This window comes from Permianibacter fluminis (assembly GCF_013179735.1).
Taxonomy (GTDB): Bacteria; Pseudomonadota; Gammaproteobacteria; order Enterobacterales; family Permianibacteraceae; genus Permianibacter; species Permianibacter fluminis.
This window is the reverse complement of record NZ_JABMEG010000001.1, coordinates 136,634-155,654: the sequence shown is the minus strand read 5'-3', so window position 1 is coordinate 155,654 and position 19,021 is coordinate 136,634. Positions and strand designations below refer to the sequence as shown.

Annotated in this window: 16 protein-coding genes and 1 tRNA gene; 11 read left to right on the top strand and 6 right to left on the bottom strand. The window is 60.3% G+C overall.

Features of this window, described 5'->3' with window-relative positions:
- Positions 1-5: 5 nt before the first annotated feature.
- From HPT27_RS00665 to HPT27_RS00650, 4 genes are all read left to right on the top strand, one after another.
- Positions 6-365 carry a hypothetical protein gene (locus tag HPT27_RS00665; protein ID WP_172237464.1) on the top strand — a complete coding sequence of 120 codons (360 nt, stop codon included), beginning with the start codon at positions 6-8 and terminating at the stop codon, positions 363-365.
- Between the two features lie 18 nt (positions 366-383).
- Complete coding sequence (gene rarD, locus HPT27_RS00660) at positions 384-1,256, top strand: EamA family transporter RarD (RefSeq protein ID WP_172237461.1); 873 nt, start codon at positions 384-386, stop codon at positions 1,254-1,256.
- 136 nt (positions 1,257-1,392) lie between these two features.
- The gene (locus HPT27_RS00655; protein WP_172237458.1) at positions 1,393-2,112 is read left to right on the top strand and encodes a 1-(5-phosphoribosyl)-5-[(5-phosphoribosylamino)methylideneamino]imidazole-4-carboxamide isomerase; all 720 of its coding nucleotides are present in this window, start codon (positions 1,393-1,395) and stop codon (positions 2,110-2,112) included.
- A gap of 89 nt (positions 2,113-2,201) precedes the next feature.
- Positions 2,202-2,525: a hypothetical protein gene (locus HPT27_RS00650; RefSeq protein ID WP_172237455.1), complete on the top strand. Its 324-nt coding sequence runs from the start codon at positions 2,202-2,204 to the stop codon at positions 2,523-2,525.
- A gap of 111 nt (positions 2,526-2,636) precedes the next feature.
- Here HPT27_RS00650 and HPT27_RS00645 read toward each other — a convergent pair whose 3' ends face one another.
- A complete protein-coding gene (locus HPT27_RS00645; RefSeq protein ID WP_172237452.1) occupies positions 2,637-3,317 on the bottom strand; it encodes a Crp/Fnr family transcriptional regulator in 681 nt (226 codons plus the stop codon).
- Between the two features lie 156 nt (positions 3,318-3,473).
- Between HPT27_RS00645 and HPT27_RS00640 the strand changes: the two genes are divergently transcribed.
- Positions 3,474-3,998: a tetratricopeptide repeat protein gene (locus tag HPT27_RS00640; RefSeq protein WP_172237449.1), complete on the top strand. Its 525-nt coding sequence runs from the start codon at positions 3,474-3,476 to the stop codon at positions 3,996-3,998.
- A gap of 93 nt (positions 3,999-4,091) precedes the next feature.
- Here the strand turns inward: HPT27_RS00640 and HPT27_RS00635 are convergent, their stop codons facing one another.
- On the bottom strand, positions 4,092-8,528 hold the full coding sequence (locus tag HPT27_RS00635) for a two-component regulator propeller domain-containing protein (protein WP_172237446.1): 4,437 nt from the start codon (positions 8,526-8,528) through the stop codon (positions 4,092-4,094).
- A 202-nt stretch (positions 8,529-8,730) separates the two neighbouring features.
- Here HPT27_RS00635 and HPT27_RS00630 point away from each other — a divergent pair, with 202 nt between their 5' ends.
- From HPT27_RS00630 to cspE, 6 genes are all read left to right on the top strand, one after another.
- On the top strand, positions 8,731-9,588 hold the full coding sequence (locus tag HPT27_RS00630; protein WP_172237443.1) for an HDOD domain-containing protein: 858 nt from the start codon (positions 8,731-8,733) through the stop codon (positions 9,586-9,588).
- Between the two features lie 94 nt (positions 9,589-9,682).
- A complete protein-coding gene (locus tag HPT27_RS00625; protein ID WP_172237440.1) occupies positions 9,683-10,279 on the top strand; it encodes a glutathione S-transferase N-terminal domain-containing protein in 597 nt (198 codons plus the stop codon).
- A 229-nt stretch (positions 10,280-10,508) separates the two neighbouring features.
- Positions 10,509-10,584, top strand: a tRNA-Ala gene (locus HPT27_RS00620).
- A 125-nt stretch (positions 10,585-10,709) separates the two neighbouring features.
- Positions 10,710-11,333 (top strand): hypothetical protein, encoded by a 624-nt coding sequence (locus tag HPT27_RS00615; RefSeq protein WP_172237437.1) that lies wholly within the window; start codon positions 10,710-10,712, stop codon positions 11,331-11,333.
- Between the two features lie 205 nt (positions 11,334-11,538).
- Complete coding sequence (locus tag HPT27_RS00610) at positions 11,539-12,465, top strand: cation diffusion facilitator family transporter (protein ID WP_172237434.1); 927 nt, start codon at positions 11,539-11,541, stop codon at positions 12,463-12,465.
- Between the two features lie 352 nt (positions 12,466-12,817).
- Positions 12,818-13,033 carry a transcription antiterminator/RNA stability regulator CspE gene (gene cspE / locus HPT27_RS00605; protein WP_172237431.1) on the top strand — a complete coding sequence of 72 codons (216 nt, stop codon included), beginning with the start codon at positions 12,818-12,820 and terminating at the stop codon, positions 13,031-13,033.
- A 937-nt stretch (positions 13,034-13,970) separates the two neighbouring features.
- On the opposite strand, the gene HPT27_RS00600 is transcribed toward cspE, so the two are convergent.
- The 4 genes from HPT27_RS00600 to fis all read right to left on the bottom strand — a co-directional run bounded on the left by HPT27_RS00600 (position 13,971) and on the right by fis (position 19,021).
- Positions 13,971-15,272, bottom strand: coding sequence for an NAD(P)/FAD-dependent oxidoreductase (locus HPT27_RS00600; RefSeq protein WP_172237428.1), 1,302 nt, complete (start codon positions 15,270-15,272; stop codon positions 13,971-13,973).
- Positions 15,273-15,443: 171 nt separating this feature from the next.
- Positions 15,444-16,727: a phosphoribosylamine--glycine ligase gene (purD, locus tag HPT27_RS00595; protein ID WP_172237425.1), complete on the bottom strand. Its 1,284-nt coding sequence runs from the start codon at positions 16,725-16,727 to the stop codon at positions 15,444-15,446.
- Between the two features lie 137 nt (positions 16,728-16,864).
- Positions 16,865-18,487: a bifunctional phosphoribosylaminoimidazolecarboxamide formyltransferase/IMP cyclohydrolase gene (gene purH / locus HPT27_RS00590; RefSeq protein WP_172237422.1), complete on the bottom strand. Its 1,623-nt coding sequence runs from the start codon at positions 18,485-18,487 to the stop codon at positions 16,865-16,867.
- 246 nt (positions 18,488-18,733) lie between these two features.
- The gene (gene fis / locus HPT27_RS00585) at positions 18,734-19,021 is read right to left on the bottom strand and encodes a DNA-binding transcriptional regulator Fis (protein WP_172237419.1); all 288 of its coding nucleotides are present in this window, start codon (positions 19,019-19,021) and stop codon (positions 18,734-18,736) included.

The following is a 19,021-nucleotide window of genomic DNA, read 5'->3' as shown; positions in this document are numbered from 1 at the left end:
ATTCTATGGAGTACTATCTGAAGGAGCCTCGTCACGATCTTGAATCGTCGGATCTGGTGGCTAAGGTTGCGATTGAACGCTCGTTTCTCAATGTTGAACGGAGCGATGGTTCGATTGGATCTGAGCGCACCATCTACGTCGCAAAAGTTCTCTCGCTATGGAAGGGGCCGCTCAATCCCTTCATTGAGCTGACAAACGCCGCCCCGGGAGCCAGAGACTTTGAGCTAGGTAAACAATATCTTTTGTTCGCCAGGCTCGCGGATGACGAGCTCTATTTTGCTCATTGGTGTGGTGGGACCGTTGATGCTGTTTATGCCAGTTTCAAACAAAGCAAGCTCGGCACTCCCTCATATGATGTGCAGTAGTCTCAGCGTATCCAAAACATGACCGAACATCGACGTGGTCTATTACTGGCCGGCAGCGCCTATTTGATGTGGGGCCTGGTGCCGATTTACTTCAAGGCGGTGGCCAGCGTGCCGGCCCATGAAATTCTGGCGCACCGGATTGTATGGTCGATTCCGATTGCCATTTTGCTGATTGTGGCGCTGCGCCAGCCCTGGCAGCTGCGCGAGATTGTCAGCAAACCGCGGCTATTCGGCACGCTGATTCTGTCGGCGCTGCTGGTCAGCACGAACTGGTTTATCTACACCTGGGCGGTCACCCATGAGCGCGTGCTCGATACCAGTCTGGGCTATTTCATCAATCCCTTGCTGACCATTGCGCTCGGTGTGCTGGTGCTGCGCGAGCGTTTGTCCGGGGTGCAGAAGCTGGCGCTGCTGCTGGCCGCGTTTGGGGTTGGCTGGCTGATCTATGCCCGCGGCACGTTGCCGTGGATTGCGCTGGGCTTGGCGCTCAGTTTTGGTTTGTATGGGCTCATCCGCAAGCGCACGGCGGTCAACGCCATCAACGGTTTTTTGATCGAAACCGCAGTGCTGATGCCGGTGGCGCTGATTTACCTCAGCTGGCTGCATGCCGGCGGACAGGGCCAGTTTGTGCATGCCGGCTGGTGGCTGTCGCTGCTGCTGGTATTTGGCGGCGTGGTGACGGCGGTGCCGCTGAGCCTGTTTGCTGCCGGGGTCCAGCGCATTCCGCTGACCACGTTGGGTTTTTTGCAGTATCTGTCACCAAGCCTGGTCTTCCTGCTGGCCGTTTTTGTTTATCACGAACCGTTCGATCATGACCGTCTGGTCAGTTTTGCTTGCATCTGGACTGGCCTCGCCTTGCTGACCGGCCATAACCTCTGGCAGCGGCGTTAGCAGGATCGGCCAGGACCGGCCAGCGGCGCGCGGCTGCCCCGGGTCTATTTGACCGACTACACTTGCTTCATCTTGTTCGGTGCCAAGGCCAGCGGCACCCAACGACACCGAGTGATGGATAACCGTGGGGGCAACCATGCTGCTGATTCCGGGATTGGAGTTACGCAACGCACACATCGCTTTGCCCAATCCCAAACCTGATGATGACGAGCCGCTGCTCTATCTGGATGCGCTGGAAACGATTGGCACACTGGTCGCCGCCGGCGCCGAGCGCGTGCACCTGATCGACGCTGACGGCGCCCAGGACAGCGAACCGGTCAATACCGATATCGTCCAGCGGCTGCACAAGGAATTTCCGAAACTGGCAATCGAAATCACCGGCGGCGTGCGCAAAATCGAGCATGCGGAATTGTGGCTCGATGTCGGTGCCAGTTTTGTCGTGCTGACCTGGAAGCTGCTGCGCAATCCGGAAGCCACCGGCGATCTCTGTGCCGAGTATCCGGGCTCGGTGGTGGTGGCGCTGGAGGCGCGTGACGGCATGGTGCAAAACGGCGGCGGAGTAGCCGTCGCGGCCGATGAATTGGCCCGGCGCTACAGCGAGGAAGGTGTGGCCGGGATTTTCTACACCGAGCTGCATGCCCCCGGCGAACGCACGGATCCCTTGCTGCCGGCTGGCCGGTTGGCGCAGGCTTGTGACATTCCGGTGTTCTGCAACGGCGGCATTCATGATCTGGACGCGATTGCCAATTTGCGCAAGGCGCCGCAATCGGCGCTGGCCGGTGTGGTGGTGGGCCGGGCACTGCTGAATGGCCAACTCAATTTTGCCGAGGCCAAAGCGGCAATGAAAAAGCGCTGACTGACCACCAGCAACCGTGTCGAACGCTTGCTGACGAGCCGGCAAGCCGGTAAAACCGGCGCTGACACAAATTCGCAGGGGATGCACAGGTGAATCACCAGCAATCGGTAATGACGCGGGCGGCAGCGGCGATGCTGCTGGCTGCTGCCGTCGTGGTCGGCCAGCCCGCGCTCGCGGCCAATCCACCAGCCAATCCGCAGGCACAGGCGCCGAACAACGCCGCCAATCCGGCGAATTCCACCAACGCCGCAACCGCGGAATACGTGCCGCTTGGCACGGCATCATTCGGGCCGAATGATCACGGCTCCTACGCTTGGTTTATCGAGGTCAAAACCCGGCAGGTAGTGATGTGTCTGGTGCACAACCCGCAGTCGGCCATCGAATGCAAGCGACTGCCGATTCCGCCGCCTTGAGTCAGGTTGGCCGGCTTGAATCGGGCGGTGTAATAAAAAAGGGCTGCCACAGGCAGCCCTTTTTTTGGTTACTTTTTTCGAGCGGTTGATTCGTTGCAGGAGCTTGAAGGCTTACCAGGAGTGCGGCAGGTTTTTCTTCAGCACCAGATGGCCGTCAGCATCCGTATCGACATAGCCGCCCAGCTTCAGATCCTTGAGGATGCGGGCAACCATTTCCCGCGAGGCGCCAACCCGACTGGCGATACTCTGCTGGGTCAGTTTTTCCTTCATCACCCGCTGGCCGTCCTTCTCTTCCGATTGGGTCAACAGCAGCACCGCGATACGGCCATACACATCCATCAGACCCAGCCGGCGAATGGTCTCGGTTGCCTGCAACAGGCGATCGATCAGATCGCTCATGACGTTGGCGGTGAAGTCGGGGTAGTCGCGCAAGCATTGCTTGAAATCCTGATCCGACATCAGGCCGAGCCGGCTGTCGTCCATCGTGACCACCGAGGCCGAACGCGGAATGCCCTGGATCACCGACAGCTCGCCAAAGACTTCGCCGCCTTCGTGAATGTTGACGGTGATTTCCTTGCCCTTCTCGTCGTCCAGATAGACCTTGACCCGACCGGACAAGACGAAATACAGGCAATGGGCCGGATCGCCCTCGCTGATGATCTGGGTTCGCTTCGGGTAGTTGCGGATATGGATGTGGCGGCCGAGCTGGGTCATCTGCTCGGGCGACAGGCCATTGAATATCTTGAAAGTTGCCAGTTCCATGTCCGTGGGGGTGGCCGAAGCGTCTGTCATAAGGGTTCCTTACAAGACCGCAGATGGGCCATGAGGGACAACGTAAATAGTGCACACCATAGCATTGGCAAAGTACAGCTGGGCAGGGGCAGTCCCCCGCCCTAGACTGACAGGGTAATGATAATTGAGGTTATGACTGTGAAGCAGGGCATAGGCATGGCATTGGCTTTGGTGCTGGTCAGCGCGATTCCGGTCGCGCCGGCGCAAGCAACGCCGAGCGACCGTGAGAATGAGAGCATGCCCTACCAGTATATCTATCTGGCAGATTTTGCCCGTCTCCGCCATCACGCCGAGCTCGGTAATGTCGATGCACTCTTTCAGCTGGGGCTAATGCACTACGACCCGCCGGAGAGTTCCGGTATTGGACAAAGCTATCGCCGCGCATTTGCGCTGTTTTTTGAAGCGGCACTGCGCGGCCACACGACGGCGCAACACAATGTCGGTGCCATGTACTGGAACGGCGACTACGTTGCCCAGAACCCGGTCGAAGGCTACGCCTGGTTCCTGCTGGCGGCGAGCAATGGCGACAGCGCCGGCAAGCGCAAGCAAAAGCTGCACGCGCCTGATTTGACGGCGCAGCAAATCGAAGAGGCCAACGTTCGGGTAAAGGATTTGCAGGCGCTGCTGGTCAAAGCCAAACACAATCGCGATTACGATCCGCATCACTACAACATTCACTAGCGGAAGCCTATTCACCAGCGGAACAGCCTTCATTGGTGGACATGAAGGCGGCAATAATCAACACCGTGTCAGCAAGTTCTTTCCCGATTGACCTCAATTAGCCGGATCAGCCGAGTCGCCGCCGGCGATCAGTTTCAGCCGCGCTTCAGACACTTTTTCCGGTTGCAATTCACAGACCCGGTGGGCGTGACCAAAGCCCTTGACGGCAATTTCCTGCAGCGGTTCGAACGGATAGCGATCCCGGGTCAAGGCAAACACCGGATAGCTGACCAGCACTCGGCCGGGTTCGCAATGTGCCTGCAACCGCGCTGCCAAATTGACGCCGCTGCCGACTGCGCGATAGGCGAGCACCAGACCGGAGCCGAAATTGCCGACCGTGGCAAAGTCCTGGTGAATGCCGATCCGCAGCTTGATGTTGTGATCGATGCCGGCATCCAGCCAGCTGCGCTGCAAGCGTTGCATTTCCCGTTGCATCGCCACTGCCAGCGCGACCGCGCGCTCGGCCTGATCTTCTTTTTCCATCGTTTCGGGCGCGCCGAACAACACCACCAGACCGTCACCGAGTAACTCGTTCAAGGTGCCGCCAAATTTTTCCACCAGCGCGCCCATGCCGCCGAGGAATTGATTCAGCAAGTCGGTGATGATCTCCGGTTCGAAGCGGTCGGTCAGCGCGGTGAATTCGACCAGATCGGCAAACAGCACGGTGAGCCGGCGCCGTTCGGCTTGTAGCTGTTTGGCATCCGGATCGGCCAGCAGTCGCTGCACCAGCGGCGGCGGAAAATAGCGGGCCAGCCGGTTGACAGTTTCCTGCACCACGCGGGCTTGTTCGCGCTCGCGCCTGGCGGCGTTGACCTCGTGCAGCGCCAGCAGGTTTTTCACCCGCGCCACCAGTTCGCTACGCTCGACCGGCTTGCCGATGTAATCGTTGGCGCCGGCGGCGAGACCGGTGGCCACGTCTTCAGGTCGGTTGCGCGCCGACAGCATCAGAATCGGCAACTCCTGCTGACTGAACGTCTCACGCACCCGGCGGGCAACATCGAAGCCGGACAGTTTCGGCATCATCACATCGAGAATCAGCAAACTGAACGCCTGCTGGCCGAGCGCATCGATCGCCGCCTGACCGTCACCAACAGTGACGATGTTGTAACCCTGCATGCTCAGGCAATCGGCGACCACCTGACAGTTCAATGGTTCGTCGTCGGCAACCAGAATGGTCGCGGCGTTGCCGAGTATCGGTGCCGCGATCGCTTTGCGCAGCGGCAGCAATTTACCGGGCGCGGCCGGTTCGCTGCGAGCCTTCTTGACCTGGGCACCGGCACTCGCCAGCGGCAAGGTGAAACTGAATTGCGAGCCGTTGCCTTCCAGCGAATGCACCGCCACTTTGCCGCCGTGCAATTCCACCAGTTTTTTCACCACTGCCAGACCGAGGCCGGTGCCGCCATGCCGGCGGGTGTTGGCTTCGGCCACTTGCTCGAACGGCAGAAAAATGCGGTCCAGCTGATCGGTCGCAATACCGATACCGGAATCCGCCACCTGAATTTCCGCCATGCCATCGACCACGCGCGCGGTCACGGTGACATGACCCTGCGGCGTGAACTTGACCGCATTGCCAACCAGATTATGCAAAATCTGCTCGAGCCGATTTTCATCGGCATCGAGCGGTGGAAAGTCGGCCGGCACCGCATTGACCAGCGCCAAGTCCTTGTCACCAGCGAGCGGCCGTGACAGCGCCAGCACCACCGCGACCGAGGCTTGCAAATCGGTCGGGCTGCGCTCCAGAGCAACGCTGCCGTGCGACAGCTTTTTGAAATCCAGAATTTCGTTGACCAGATGGGCCAGTCGGCGGCCGCTGTCGGCGATGAGGGCCAGATGATCGCGCGCCCGGTCATTCATTTCCCCGGCAACGCCATCGCGCAGCGATTCGGCAACGCCAATGATGCCGTTCAGCGGCGTCCGCAGTTCGTGCGAGGTGTTGGCGAGAAACTCGTCTTTCAGTTGGTCAATGCGGCGCAGCTGATCGTTGATGCGTTTTTGCGCCGCCACTTTCCGGATATGGCTGCGCCACAGCCACCACGCCGCCAGCAGCAGCAGCAGGGCATAGCTCAGGTAGCTGTACCAGCGGGCAAACCACGGCGCCTGAATGAAAAAGCGCAGCTGCACCGGCGTGGCGCTCCAGACGCCATCGGCATTGGCGTTGCGCACTTCAAACAGATAATGGCCGGGGTTGAGATTGGTCAGTCGCAATTCATTGCGGTTGCCATTGCTGGTCCAGTCTTTCTGCAAACCGCTCATGCGCCAGACAAACTGGTTCTTTTGCGGATCGCGATAATCGAGCGCTGCAAACTGCAGATGCACGTCGTTCTGATCCGCGGCCAGCTGCCATTCGTTCTGCTGTTGGCGCAGCGGCTGATTGTCCGGATTGCGAACCTCAAACCCGGTAATCAGGGTGCCGACCGCGCTGGTGCTGCCGCGCAGATTGCGCGGCTCCAGCACGGCGATGCCGGTGGTGCCGCCAAACCAGAGTCGACCATCGCTGGTGCGGGTGGCGGCGAGGCCGTTGAATTCGTTGGTTGGCAAGCCATCGCTTTGATCAAAGCGGCGGAAGCTGTTGGCGACCGGATCGAATTCGGCGAGACCGGCATTGGTACTGAGCCAGAGTTTGCCGTTGCCATCCGGTTGAATGGCGTAGATCACGCTGTTGGGCAGACCGTCGGCAACAAACCAGGAATCAAAGCGTTCAGCGCCGGCCCGGCGATCGGCCGCGCGCCAGCGATTCAGGCCGTTCTGGGTGCCGATCCAGACGTCGCCACTGGGGTCGGTGTAAATCGCGCGCACGACATCATTGGACAGGCTGCGCGGGTCGTCATCGCGGTGACTGAAACTGCGCACGGCGCGGCTGTCGTAATCAAAACGCTGCAAACCGGCGCCTTGGGTGCCGAAGAACAACTGGCCGTCAATTTCCGCCATGACCCGCACCAGTGCCCGCGGAAAGCCTTCTTCGTTGACCGGAAAACTGCGCAGCACTTCCAGTCGTTCCGGATCGATTTCCAGCACGCCTTCACCGACGCCGACCCAGATCCGGCCTTTGCTGTCTTCGCTGATGAGAAAAATCCGGTAGCTGCTGAGCTTGCCGCGACTCATGGCCGGATGGCTGATGATTTCGGTGCGCAAGGTGGCCGGATCAAAAACCGCCAGTTCCCCGGTCGTGCTGCCGAGCCAGACTCGCTGTTTGCGATCCACCAACAAGGCCTGCAAGCGCGGCGGGAACACGCTGCCATCGCGGTCACTGAAGTTGACGTAGTGCACCACTTCGCCGGTACCCGGATTCAGGTGATCGAGTCCGGCCAGCGTGGCAATCCAGATGTTGTCTTGTTTATCGCGGGCCAATTGCCAGACAAACGGATCCGACAACGAGTTCGGTTGATACGGCGAATGAATGACCCGGCCGATCGCAGTGCGTTCCGGGTGCGTGGTGTTGACGCCGCCGCCGAGCGTGCCAATCCACAGCAGCCCGGTACGGTCTTCGTGCAGGGCATCGATTTCATCAAAGCTGATGCTGTGTGGATCAGCGCCGTTGCGCCGGAACACATCAAAGCCGGAGCCATCCGGCAACAGGCGCGCCAGACCGCCACCTTCAGTACCGATCCACAAACGGCCACCGCGATCACGCAGCAGCGAGCGCACGGCATTGCTGGGCAAACTCAGCGGATCATGCGGATCATAGCGGTAGTGACGGAATTGTTTGGCCTCTGGCGCCAGATAGAACAGGCCGTTGCTCAGCGTGCCGACCCAGACGCCATTGTCGGCATCGCTCCACAGCGCGGTGATTTGCTGCGGCACCGTGCCGCTTTTGCTGGTCAGCGGAAATTGTTCGAGGCTGTCGTCGACGGGATTCAACCGGGCCAGCGTCGCGGCACCGATCCAGATACGACCATCGGCGGATTCGGCAAAAGCATTGACGAAGCCGGCCGGAATGCTGTCGCGATCGAGCGGGTTATGCTGGTAATGCAGAAAATCATTTTGTTCGCGCCGGTAAACATCGATGCCGCGTGGCGTGCCAATCCAGAGCCGATCCTGGCGATCGCGAAACAGCGTGTTGATGCGGCGATGGCTGATTGCGCCCGGCGCATCGGACGGCACGAAGCGGGTCAGTTGCTGGCGGTCGGCGCTGAATCGGTTCAGGCCATTCTGGGTGCCAATCCACAGTTCGCCGTGACTGTCTTCGGCGAGTGCCAGCACCATGTTGTCGGTCAGCGTGTTTGGCGCGCGCGGATCGTTGCGGTAGCTCTGGAATTGATAACCGTCGTAACGTTGCAGGCCATCGAATGTGCCAAGCCAGACGTAGCCATCGTGGTCCTGCACGATGCTGGTCACTGAGTTCTGCGGCAGCCCGGCGCGGCTGTCGAGATGGCGAAACGCCACCGTTTCTACCGCCATGGTTGCACCGGGCAGCAGCGTCAACGCCAGCAACAGGCGCTTGAGGGCCGCGCTCGAGGCCAGCCAAGTCAAATTCGGTACCGCACGCATCATGAAATCATCCGCAGAAAACAGCTTGATCCTAGGCTAGGCAAGCGGTTCACCCAAGCAGAATCGCCCGCAACAACGGCATTGGACAGGAAATACGCGACTGTGCACGAACGCACAAGAGCGAAAATTGCCGCCATTTCGGGCTGTGCAGTTGCAATCCAGCGCCTATTCTTCAAAGCACAACAGGCTGGCGGTCGGGTAAGGGATGAATCTGAACGAGTTGGTGCGCCAAGCCGGCCGGCTGTACAGCTTGCCGGATATCTGCCTGCGGCTGCAGGAGTTGATCGCCCGTCAGGCCAGCGTGCTGGAAATCGCCGACCTGATTGCGCTCGATCCGGCGTTGACCGCCCGGCTGCTGCGGCTGGCCAACAGCTCGTTCTACAACTTTCCGGCCCAGGTCGAGTCGGTGTCGCGGGCAGTTCGGCTGATCGGCACCAACGAGCTGTACAACCTGGCGCTGGCCACCTCGGCCGTGGCGGCCTTCCAGCGGGTGCCGCGCGAGCTGATGGACATGGACAAGTTCTGGGAGCACAGCGTCTATACCGGCCTGATCGCCCGCGGCCTCGGCCGGCGCAGCGGCTTTCGTCAAGGCGAGCGCTTGTTCGCCGCCGGCCTGCTGCACAACATCGGCCTGTTGGTGTTGCTGGAACAGGCGCCGAGTGAATGTGCCGCAATGCTGCAGAAAGCCGAAGGCGGCATTCGGCCCGATCTGGAACAGGCCAGCTTCGGCTTCCGGGTAGCTGATCTGGGTCACGCGCTGATGACGCTATGGCGCTTGCCGACCAGTCTGACCGAGGTGGTGCGGCATCAGCATGAACCGGAGGCAGCCAACGGCGAGCGGGTGGCCTGCGCGCTGGTTCATGTCGGCATGTATGGCGCCCGCCATCTGCAGGCCGGGTTCAGCCCGGAGGCCGACAGCCCGCTGCTGGCGCCGCTGCGCAACGACCGGCTGCAACTGGCCAGCGCCGACACGGTGCTGCTCAAAGAAGCGCTCACTTCGGCGCGCGACTGCGCCATGCAAGTGCTCAACATCATCGCGCCCGGCGCCGCCGTGGTCGTCTGAACCGTCGTGTCCTTTCTGCTGTGGCGCGCGATGACGGCCGCCGGCGCAAGCTGCTAGCCTTGGCAGACCCAGACACCCGTTCCGGTTCACCGCCATGAAACTGTTCTATTCGCACGCCTCGCCCTACGCCCGCTGCTGCCGCGTGCTGCGGCTGGAAAAGCAACTGGCCACACAGGTTGAAGAAGTGCTGGTCGACCCGCTGCAGAACCCGGCCGAGCTCATCGTCAGCAACCCGCTTGGCAAAATCCCCTGCCTGCTGCTCGACGACGGTGACACGCTCTACGACAGCACCGTCATCAACGACTATTTCAACAGCCTCGGTCAGGGCCCGGATTTGCTGGCCGCCCACAAGACCAGCTGGCAGGTGCGCAAATGGCAGGCGCTGTCGCAAGGCATGCTAGATGTCGCGGTGGCGCTGCGCATCGAAAAGACCAAGCCGGAGCCGCAGCAGTCCGGCTTCTGGATGGAACGGCAGCGGGCCGCGCTCAAGCGTGGCCTGGCCACCCTGCAGGCCGACCGGGCGCTGATGCCGGCCGAACCGGGCCTGCTGGACCTGCACATGGCCTGCATGCTGGCCTATCTGGCATTCCGTCATGAAGATCTGAACTGGCAACAGGACTACGACCGGCTGGCTGACTGGTATCGGGACATCAGCCAGCGGCCCAGTTTGGTGGCGACCGAGCCGAAATAACGCTGGGCCGGCAGCTGCCATGCCCGAATTGACTGCGACGGCCGCGGTTTTGCCGGCGATTGCCGTTCTGCCCCGCCACATTCGCGGAGCCAGTAACCGACAAGCCAAAGGCCGCAATGTCATAAGCCCCGCGCCCGGCATTTGCCGGCCGCCCTTCCCGGCACCGACGGCAGTCGCTAGAATGCGCGCCGGTCTTGCCTTGCGCCAAACACGCGACAGGGCAACCGTTGGGGATATAGCTCAGTTGGTAGAGCGCGTCGTTCGCAATGACGAGGTCAGGGGTTCGACTCCCCTTATCTCCACCAAATCCGAAACAAAACGGCCCGCATTGCGGGCCGTTTTGTTTTTGCCTGATGCCATGCCGGCAACGGGCTCTGCTACAGTCCATGCCAGTTCTGTCCGTGCGCTCGCTTGCTGGAGTTCCCCGCGTATGTCTGACAAGGCATTGGAGGCGCTTTATCCCGTGGAAGGGGAGTACCGGCTGATTGCGATCAAGCTGGCGGAAGCGCGGCAGTTGTTCAATACGCTGGATCCGGCGCCGTTTGAAATGCGCGAACTCGATGCCGACGCAGCGGCCTGGCTGCTCGATGCCGGCCGCGAACTGCATCGCGAACGCAAACTGAAAATCGTCTTGTATTTGCCGGCGCCCGATGCCCGCATCGCCGATGCCGACATGCGCGGCGCGATTCGCCACTATTTTCATTACCGTGCGATGAAATACCGGCAACATCTGCGTCACCTGTTCCGCATCGGCCGGCAGTCGCTGGCAGTGGGTCTCGCGTTTCTGATCGCCTGCGATTTTGTCGCCCGTTATTTGTTGAACGGTCCGGCCGAACATCTCGGCCTGGTGCGCACCGGCGTCAGCATTCTCGGCTGGGTAGCGATGTGGAAACCGGTGGAAATTTTTCTGTATGAATGGTGGCCGATCCGGCAGGATGAACGCACCTGCGAACGGTTGATGACCGCGCCGGTGGAAGTGCGGGAGCGCAAGTCCGGTGCGATGGCGACACCGGCTGCAGTGTCGACGCTCAGCAGTGCCAATGCGCAGCCTTGACCACCGCTGCCCCAAACGGTAAATCGGAAAATGGCGGCCGATATGGTGAATCTGCACGGTGGACCAGTACGGTGTGCCAGAACGTAAACACCGATAAAGACAAACCCAATAACGACAACAACAATAACGATAGCAATACAAATACCGCACTGATGCCGAAACCGGTGCGGCCCAGTTTCCACCACACACACTGACAAACCAGCCAATGACCGAATCCGCTGCTGCCACTCGCCTGCCACCCACACTGAGCCGCTATGCCTGGCTTTCGGTCGCGGCGGCGCTGTCGACCATGGCACTGAAACTGATCGCGTGGTGGCTGACCGGTTCGGTCGGCCTGCTGTCTGATGCGGCGGAAGCCAGCGTCAACCTGCTGGCCGCATCGTTTGCCGTGTTTGCGCTGCGCGTTGCCGCCTTGCCTGATGACGACAATCACCAATACGGCCACGGCAAGATCGATTACTTCGCCGGCGGTTACGAAGGCGGCATGATTTTGCTGGCGGCGGCGACCATCGGTTATCTCGCCATCGACCGCTTGTTGCATCCGGCCGCGCTGGAGCAAATCGGTTTTGGTGTCGTGTTTGCTGCGCTGGCCTCGCTGATCAATCTGGCGGTTGGTTTGCTGTTGCTAAGGGTCGGTCGCAAGCATCGTTCGCTGACGCTGGAAGCCGACGGCCACCATTTGCTGACCGATGTCTGGACCTCGGTCGGTGTACTGGTTGGCCTGGGGCTGGTCGCGCTGACCGGCTGGTGGTGGCTCGATCCGCTGGTGGCGCTGCTGGTCGCGGCCCATATCCTGATTACTGGCGTGGGCCTGCTGCGCCGGGCCATTGCCGGCCTGATGGATGAGGCGCTGAGCACGGCCGATCACGACATTTTGGTTGGTGTGCTCAATCGACTGGTGCCGGCGCCGCTGCAATGGCATGCGCTGCGACACCGGCAATCCGGTCGTCAGGGTTTCGCCACCGTGCATGTGCTGGTGCCGGATGAGTGGACCGTGCGCCGTGCCCACGATTTGTCAGAAGACATCGAAGACGCGGTGGCGGCCGCGCTGCCCAGCGTGCACATCAGTATCCACCTCGAACCGCTCGGTGACCCGCGCGCCTACACCGATCATCAGCCGCATCAGCGCTAGCAGAACCCGACCTTTATGCCCCGTGCCGGCATGGCGCCGCACCGACGGTTACAGCGAACGAGGCGGCACTTTGTGAGTGCAAATGGCAGCCGCTGCCATCACTACGGACGTCCCAGCTTGTGCAAATAGCGTTCGACAGACGGCAGTAATACCTGTAGGGTGACGGCTGCATTCGTTTCAAGCAGTGTAGTCACCTCGTGCTTCATCCCGTGTTTTGTCCCGTAAAGCTTCGGTTCACCGGCAGTCCTTCGAACACATTCGCTACGTTTCTTGAACGCTTGTTGGCTGATTCGCTCAGCAAAAAAACAGGCTCTCAGCCTATTTCTCTGATTTATTGAAAGGAACGTAACAAATGTCGACTCAAACCGGTACCGTCAAGTGGTTCAACGAAGCCAAAGGCTTTGGTTTCATTACCCCTAGCGATGGCAGCGCCGATCTGTTCGCGCACTTCTCGGAAATTCAAAGCAGCGGTTTTAAATCGCTGAATGAAAACGACAAAGTCGAATTCACCGTCAAGCAAGGCCAGAAAGGCCTGCAAGCCGCTGGCATTCGCGTTGTGAATAACTGATTCAGCTAGTCGCAAAAAAAAGGCCCGCATTGCGGGCCTTTTTTTTGCCTTTTTAAACCTTCTCCCCTGACGAAAGAAGGTCGGGTTGAACGTGTACTTGCAGTTTACTTTGGTGCTTGGCGTAATTCGAGATTGCCGGGTTGCGCCCCGGCGTGCGCCTCACTTTTCTTGCTCGTGCAAGAAAAGTAAGCAAAAGAACACGCCCCAGCGCGCCAGAATCGGTTTGGTTGCTTTGGGTAGTCCGCCCGCCGCTCACATGCCAGTGTCTTCGGGCACGCACTGATGCGACATCCTGTCTTATCAGTGCTGCGCTGGCATCCCTGCCAGCGCACCCGGCCACTGTCACGTGCCCGTCGGCTGGCGCGAATGGGGGCCCGGATTCTAGTTGAGTCAGTTGCTTCGGCTTTTCTTCTTTTGTTTGTCATCCCCGCGTACGACTGCATGGATGCGGGAGGTAGAGCAAGGCAGGAGCAGTTGCCGAGGCGGGGACCCAGTGTCTCCGCATTTTTCAAAGTCTCTGGATTCCCCCTTTCGCGGGAATGACAGGTTCCTTTTCACTTTTAGCCTTAGCCTTAGCCTTAGCCTTAGCCTTAACCTTTGCGCGAAGCGTGCCTTTGAATTCCCCGCCCGTTCGACGAGCTGAGCCGCGGAATGCAGTCTGGGTTAACAGCCCGGAGTGAAACGAAGGGGCGAGGCATGGATGCCGAAGCCTTTTGTGACTGTACAAGGATGTACTGTCACAAAAGCCCCAGACGGAATGAGCAGCGCAGGGAACCGTGCGCAGCACGGCTCGGAGCCGGGCATGTTTCTTTGGGACCTTTCTTTCGCAAAGAAAGGTCCTCGCCCGCCGGGGCGAGACCCGGCAATTCTGATGATTGTAACGAGGCGGGATCGAGCGAGCTGAGTCGAGACGGGCCACTCGAAACGGGCTAAATAATCAAATCCCCAGCGAATCGCGCATTTGGTAATACCATGCGCCCAGTGCCGTCGCCGGCACCCGGAACAAGCGGCCACCCGGAAACGGCAAATGCGGCAGCTTGGCGAAGGCATCGAAGCGGTCGGCTTGACCGCGAATCGCTTCGCTGAGCAAGCGTCCGGCCAGATGGGTCATGGTGATGCCGTGGCCGCTGCAACCTTGCGAATAGTAGATGTTGTGATTGAGCCGGCCGAACTGCGGCAGCCGTGACAGCGTCAGCAGGAAATTGCCGGTCCAACCGTAATCGATTTTGACGTTTTTCAATTGCGGAAAGGTCTTCAGCAATTTCGGCCGGACGATCCGTTCGACGTGAGCCGGATCGCGAGCGCCGTAGATGACGCCGCCGCCGTAAATCAAACACTTGTCGGCCGACAGCCGGAAATAATCGAGTAGAAAATTGTTGTCCTCGACGCAGTAATCACTCGGAATCAATTCATCGGCCAGAGCGCCGAGCGGTTCGGTGGCGATCACCTGGGTGCCGCAGGGCATCGACTTGGCCGCGAGCGCCGGAATGAGATTGCCGAGATAGGCATTGCCGGCAACGACGAGAAATTTTGCCGTCACCTGACCTTGTTCGGTGTGCACGATTGGCGAGGCCAGTTGCTCGATGCGGGTGACCTGGCTGCTTTCGTAAATCACGCCGCCGCGTGACTCCAGCGCCGCCGCTTCACCAAGCGCCAGATTGAGCGGATGAAAATGGCCGCCGGTCGGGTCGACCAGTACCGCGCTGTAGCGCTCGGAATTGACGATGCGGCGCGCGGCCTCACCTTCCATGTATTGCAAACCGGGATGACCCCAGCGCTGCCACAGTTCTTGATGGTGCTGCAGTTGTTCGGCTTTTTTGCCGCTCATGGCCGCGTAGACGCCACCGTTTTTCAGATCGCACTGGATGCCGTAGTCGCGAACGCGGCTGCGCAGGATGTCGGCGCCTTCAAAAATCATGCTGCCAAGCGCGCGGGCGGTATCAAGGCCGTACTTGGCCTCGATCACATCGACGTCGCGCGAATAGGAATGCACGATCTGGCCGCCGTTGCGCCCGGACGCACCCCAGCCGACCTTGTTCGCTTCCAGCACGACCACCTTGAAGCCGGCTTCGGCCAGATGCAGCGCCGCCGACAGTCCGGTATAGCCCGCGCCGATCACGCAAACGTCAGCACTGACCGCGCCTTGCAAAGGCGGCCGTTCCGGCGCCGGATTGGCGGAGGCGGCGTAGTAGGAGGGGGCGTGCGGCTGGGCGCGGTAGGCTGTCGTGCTGTGCTGCATGATTAAACTGGCCGTCTATTATTTTGAACGGCTCGATACTACCCGAGCGCCAGCAGACTGGGTAGCCCTGCCCGAACGCCGATAGCCTGCCGCCAGACAGCACAAAGCCGCCCGTGGGCGGCTTTGGCATAGCGGTGCCAGTTTTTAAGGCTCCGCAGTGAAAGCGGGTGCTTACTGGCGTTCGCGGGCAATGGCCCGCCAGCCGATGTCCTGGCGGCAGAACATGCCTTTCCAGCTAACCCGGTTGGCCAGCAGATACGCCCGCTGCTGGGCTTCGTGCACCGACTCGCCAAGGGCGGTCGCGCACAGTACCCGGCCGCCATTGGTGACCACGGCGCCGTCTTTTTCGGCGGTGCCGGCCTGGAACAGTTTGGCATCGGCCACGGTGGCATCGAGGCCCTCAATGACGTCGCCTTTGCGCGGGTCGTCCGGGTAGCCAGCGGCGGCCAGCACCACGCCCACCGCGGCGCGGTGATCCCAGTCGGCCTGGACGGTGTTGAGTTTGCCGTCGGCGCCGGCTTCGCACAGCGTCGCCAGATCCGACTTCAACCGCATCATGATCGGCTGGGTTTCCGGATCGCCAAAACGGCAGTTGAACTCGATGACTTTCGGTTCGCCTTGCTCGTTGATCATCAGGCCGGCATACAGGAAGCCGACGTAAGGATGGCCATCGGCGATCATGCCGCGCACGGTCGGCTGAATGATTTCTTTCATCACGCGATCATGCACTTCCGGCGTCACCACCGGTGCCGGCGAGTACGCACCCATGCCGCCGGTGTTCGGGCCACGGTCGCCGTCGTCACGGCGCTTGTGATCCTGCGAGGTCGCCATCGGGATCACGTTGTTGCCATCGACCATGACGATAAAGCTGGCTTCTTCACCGGCGAGGAATTCCTCGATGACCACGCGCGAACCGGCGCTGCCGAATTTGTTGCCGGACAGCATGTCGTCAATCGCGGCAAAGGCTTCGTCTTTCCTCATCGCAACGATCACGCCCTTGCCGGCAGCAAGACCATCGGCCTTGATGACAATCGGCGCGCCCATTTGTTCGACATAGGCTTTGGCGGGCGTGATGTCGGTAAAGGTTTGGTATTGCGCGGTCGGGATCTGGTGCCGCCACAAAAACTCTTTCGCAAACGCCTTCGAGCTTTCCAGTTGCGCCGCGTGCCTGTGCGGGCCAAAGATTTTCACGCCGGCCTTGCGGAAGGCATCAACCACGCCCGCGGCGAGCGGCGCTTCCGGACCGACGATGGTCAGATCGATTTTTTCGCTTTGCGCAAACGCCAGCAACTTCTCGACATCGGTGGCGCCAATCGCGACGTTCTGGATCTTGGGTTCGCGTGCTGTGCCCGGATTGCCCGGCGCGACAAACACCTGCGACACCCGGCCGCTTTGTGCCACTTTCCACGACAGCGCGTGCTCACGGCCGCCGTTGCCGATCACCAGAATTTTCATTGTTGTTGTCCCTGTAACAGATAGGTCGCCGCTGCCACGCTCACAAAGGCGGTGATTTTGTAGGAGCGGCCTTGGCCGCGATTGTCTTTCAGCGAATGGAAAGTATCGCGGCCAAGGCCGCTCCTACAGGGTTCGACTCAATGCCGGAAATGACGCATGCCGGTAAAGACCATCGCCATGCCGTGTTCGTCGGCGGCGGCAATGACTTCGGCATCGCGCATCGAACCGCCCGGTTGAATCACGCAGGCGATACCGTTCTTGGCGGCGTTATCGATGCCGTCGCGGAACGGGAAGAACGCGTCCGAGGCCATCACGGCGCCTTTGACTTCCAGACCGGCGTGTTCGGCCTTGATCGCCGCAATACGGGCCGAGTTGACCCGTGACATCTGGCCGGCGCCAACGCCGATGGTCTGGCGGTTCTTGGCGTAGACAATGGCGTTTGATTTGACGAACTTGGCCACTTTCCAGGCGAAGATCAGATCATGCATTTCGGCTTCGGTCGGCACCCGTTTGGTCACGACTTTCAAATCGCTTTCCGTGATCATGCCATTGTCGCGATCCTGCACCAGCAGGCCGCCGTTGACGCGCTTGTAATCCCAGCCCGGCGCGCGGTCCTGCGACCATTCGCCGCTTTCCAGCAGGCGAACGTTTTGCTTGGCGGCGACGACGGCGCGTGCCGCTTCCGAGACTTTCGGCGCGATGATCACTTCGACAAACTGGCGCTCGACAATCGCCTTGGCGGTGTCGGCATCCAGCTCGCGGTTGAAGGCAATTATGCCGCCAAACGCGCTTTCCGGATCGGTGGCGTAGGCCAAATCATAAGCAGCGCGAATGCCGTCGAGCGATACCGCGACGCCACACGGATTGGCGTGCTTGACGATGACGCAAGCCGGTTTGACAAATGATTTGACGCATTCGAGCGCGGCATCGGTATCGGCGACGTTGTTGAAGCTCAGCTCTTTGCCTTGCAGCTGAATCGCGGTGGCGACGCTGGCTTCTACAGGCTTGTTGTTGAAAGAAGCCGCTTCAACGTAGAACGCCGCATTCTGGTGCGGGTTCTCGCCATAGCGCATGTCCTGCTTCTTGATGAACTGGCTGTTGAAGGTGCGCGGGAACAAATCCGGTGCTGCGTGTTTGGCGGCGACGTCGTCACTGCCGACACGGGTGCCGAGATAGTTGGCGATCATGCCGTCATAGCCGGCCGTGTGTTCAAAGGCTTTCACTGCCAAATCGAAGCGCAGCGCGTAGGTTGTGCCGCCGCTCTTCAGCGCGTCGATAACGCGGCCGTAATCACTGGCGTTGACCACAATGGTGGTGTCTTTGTGATTCTTGGCGGTCGAGCGAACCATGGTCGGGCCGCCGATATCGATGTTTTCGATCGCGTCTTCCAGTGTGCAGCCCGGCTTGGCGACGGTGGCGGCAAACGGATACAGGTTGACCACGACCAGATCGATCGGCTCGATGCCGTGCTGTGCCATCACCGCGTCATCGGTGCCGCGGCGGCCGAGAATGCCGCCGTGCACTTTCGGGTGCAGGGTCTTGACGCGGCCATCCATCATTTCCGGAAAGCCGGTGTATTCCGACACTTCTTTCACGGCGATGTCGTTGTCTTTCAGCAGCTTGTAAGTGCCGCCGGTGGACAGCAGCTCGACACCGTGCTGGCTCAAAGCCTTGGCGAAATCAACGATACCGGTTTTGTCGGAAACGCTCAGCAAAGCGCGACGGATGGGACGGAGTTCTGATGAAAAGGCGACGGACATGGCGGTTTCAGTCTTCACGAGATGAGAGAGAATGGAATCCCCTCTCCCGCCGGGAGAGGGGTAGGGGTGAGGGGTGAGGGGGCTGACCGGTCGCGCAAAAGCAAAAAGTCGCTCATGCTGAGGGTTTCCTCACCCTGCTCCGCTCCGCGCCCCAGCCATTCGCCTTCGGCTCATGGCGCTGCGGCGGAACGAAGCAGTGCTTCGTTAATTACCGCCTCGCCCCAATGGGAGAGGGGTAAATGAAAATTACAGATCGTACTGCTTCAATTTCTTGCGCAGCGTGCCACGGTTCAGACCGAGCACTTGCGAGGCTTTGGTCTGGTTGTTGCGCACCTGCTTCATGACCACTTCGAGCAGCGGCGCTTCGACTTCGGCCAGCACCAGGTCATACAGATTGCTCGGCAGCTCACCTTCGAGGTGGGCAAAGTAATTTTGCACCGCAGTTTGCACGCATTCGCGCAGGGTCGGTTGCTGGACGGTTGCCGCGCTGGTGGATTTCTCGCCAGCGGTTTTTTCCACAAAGAACTGTTCCAT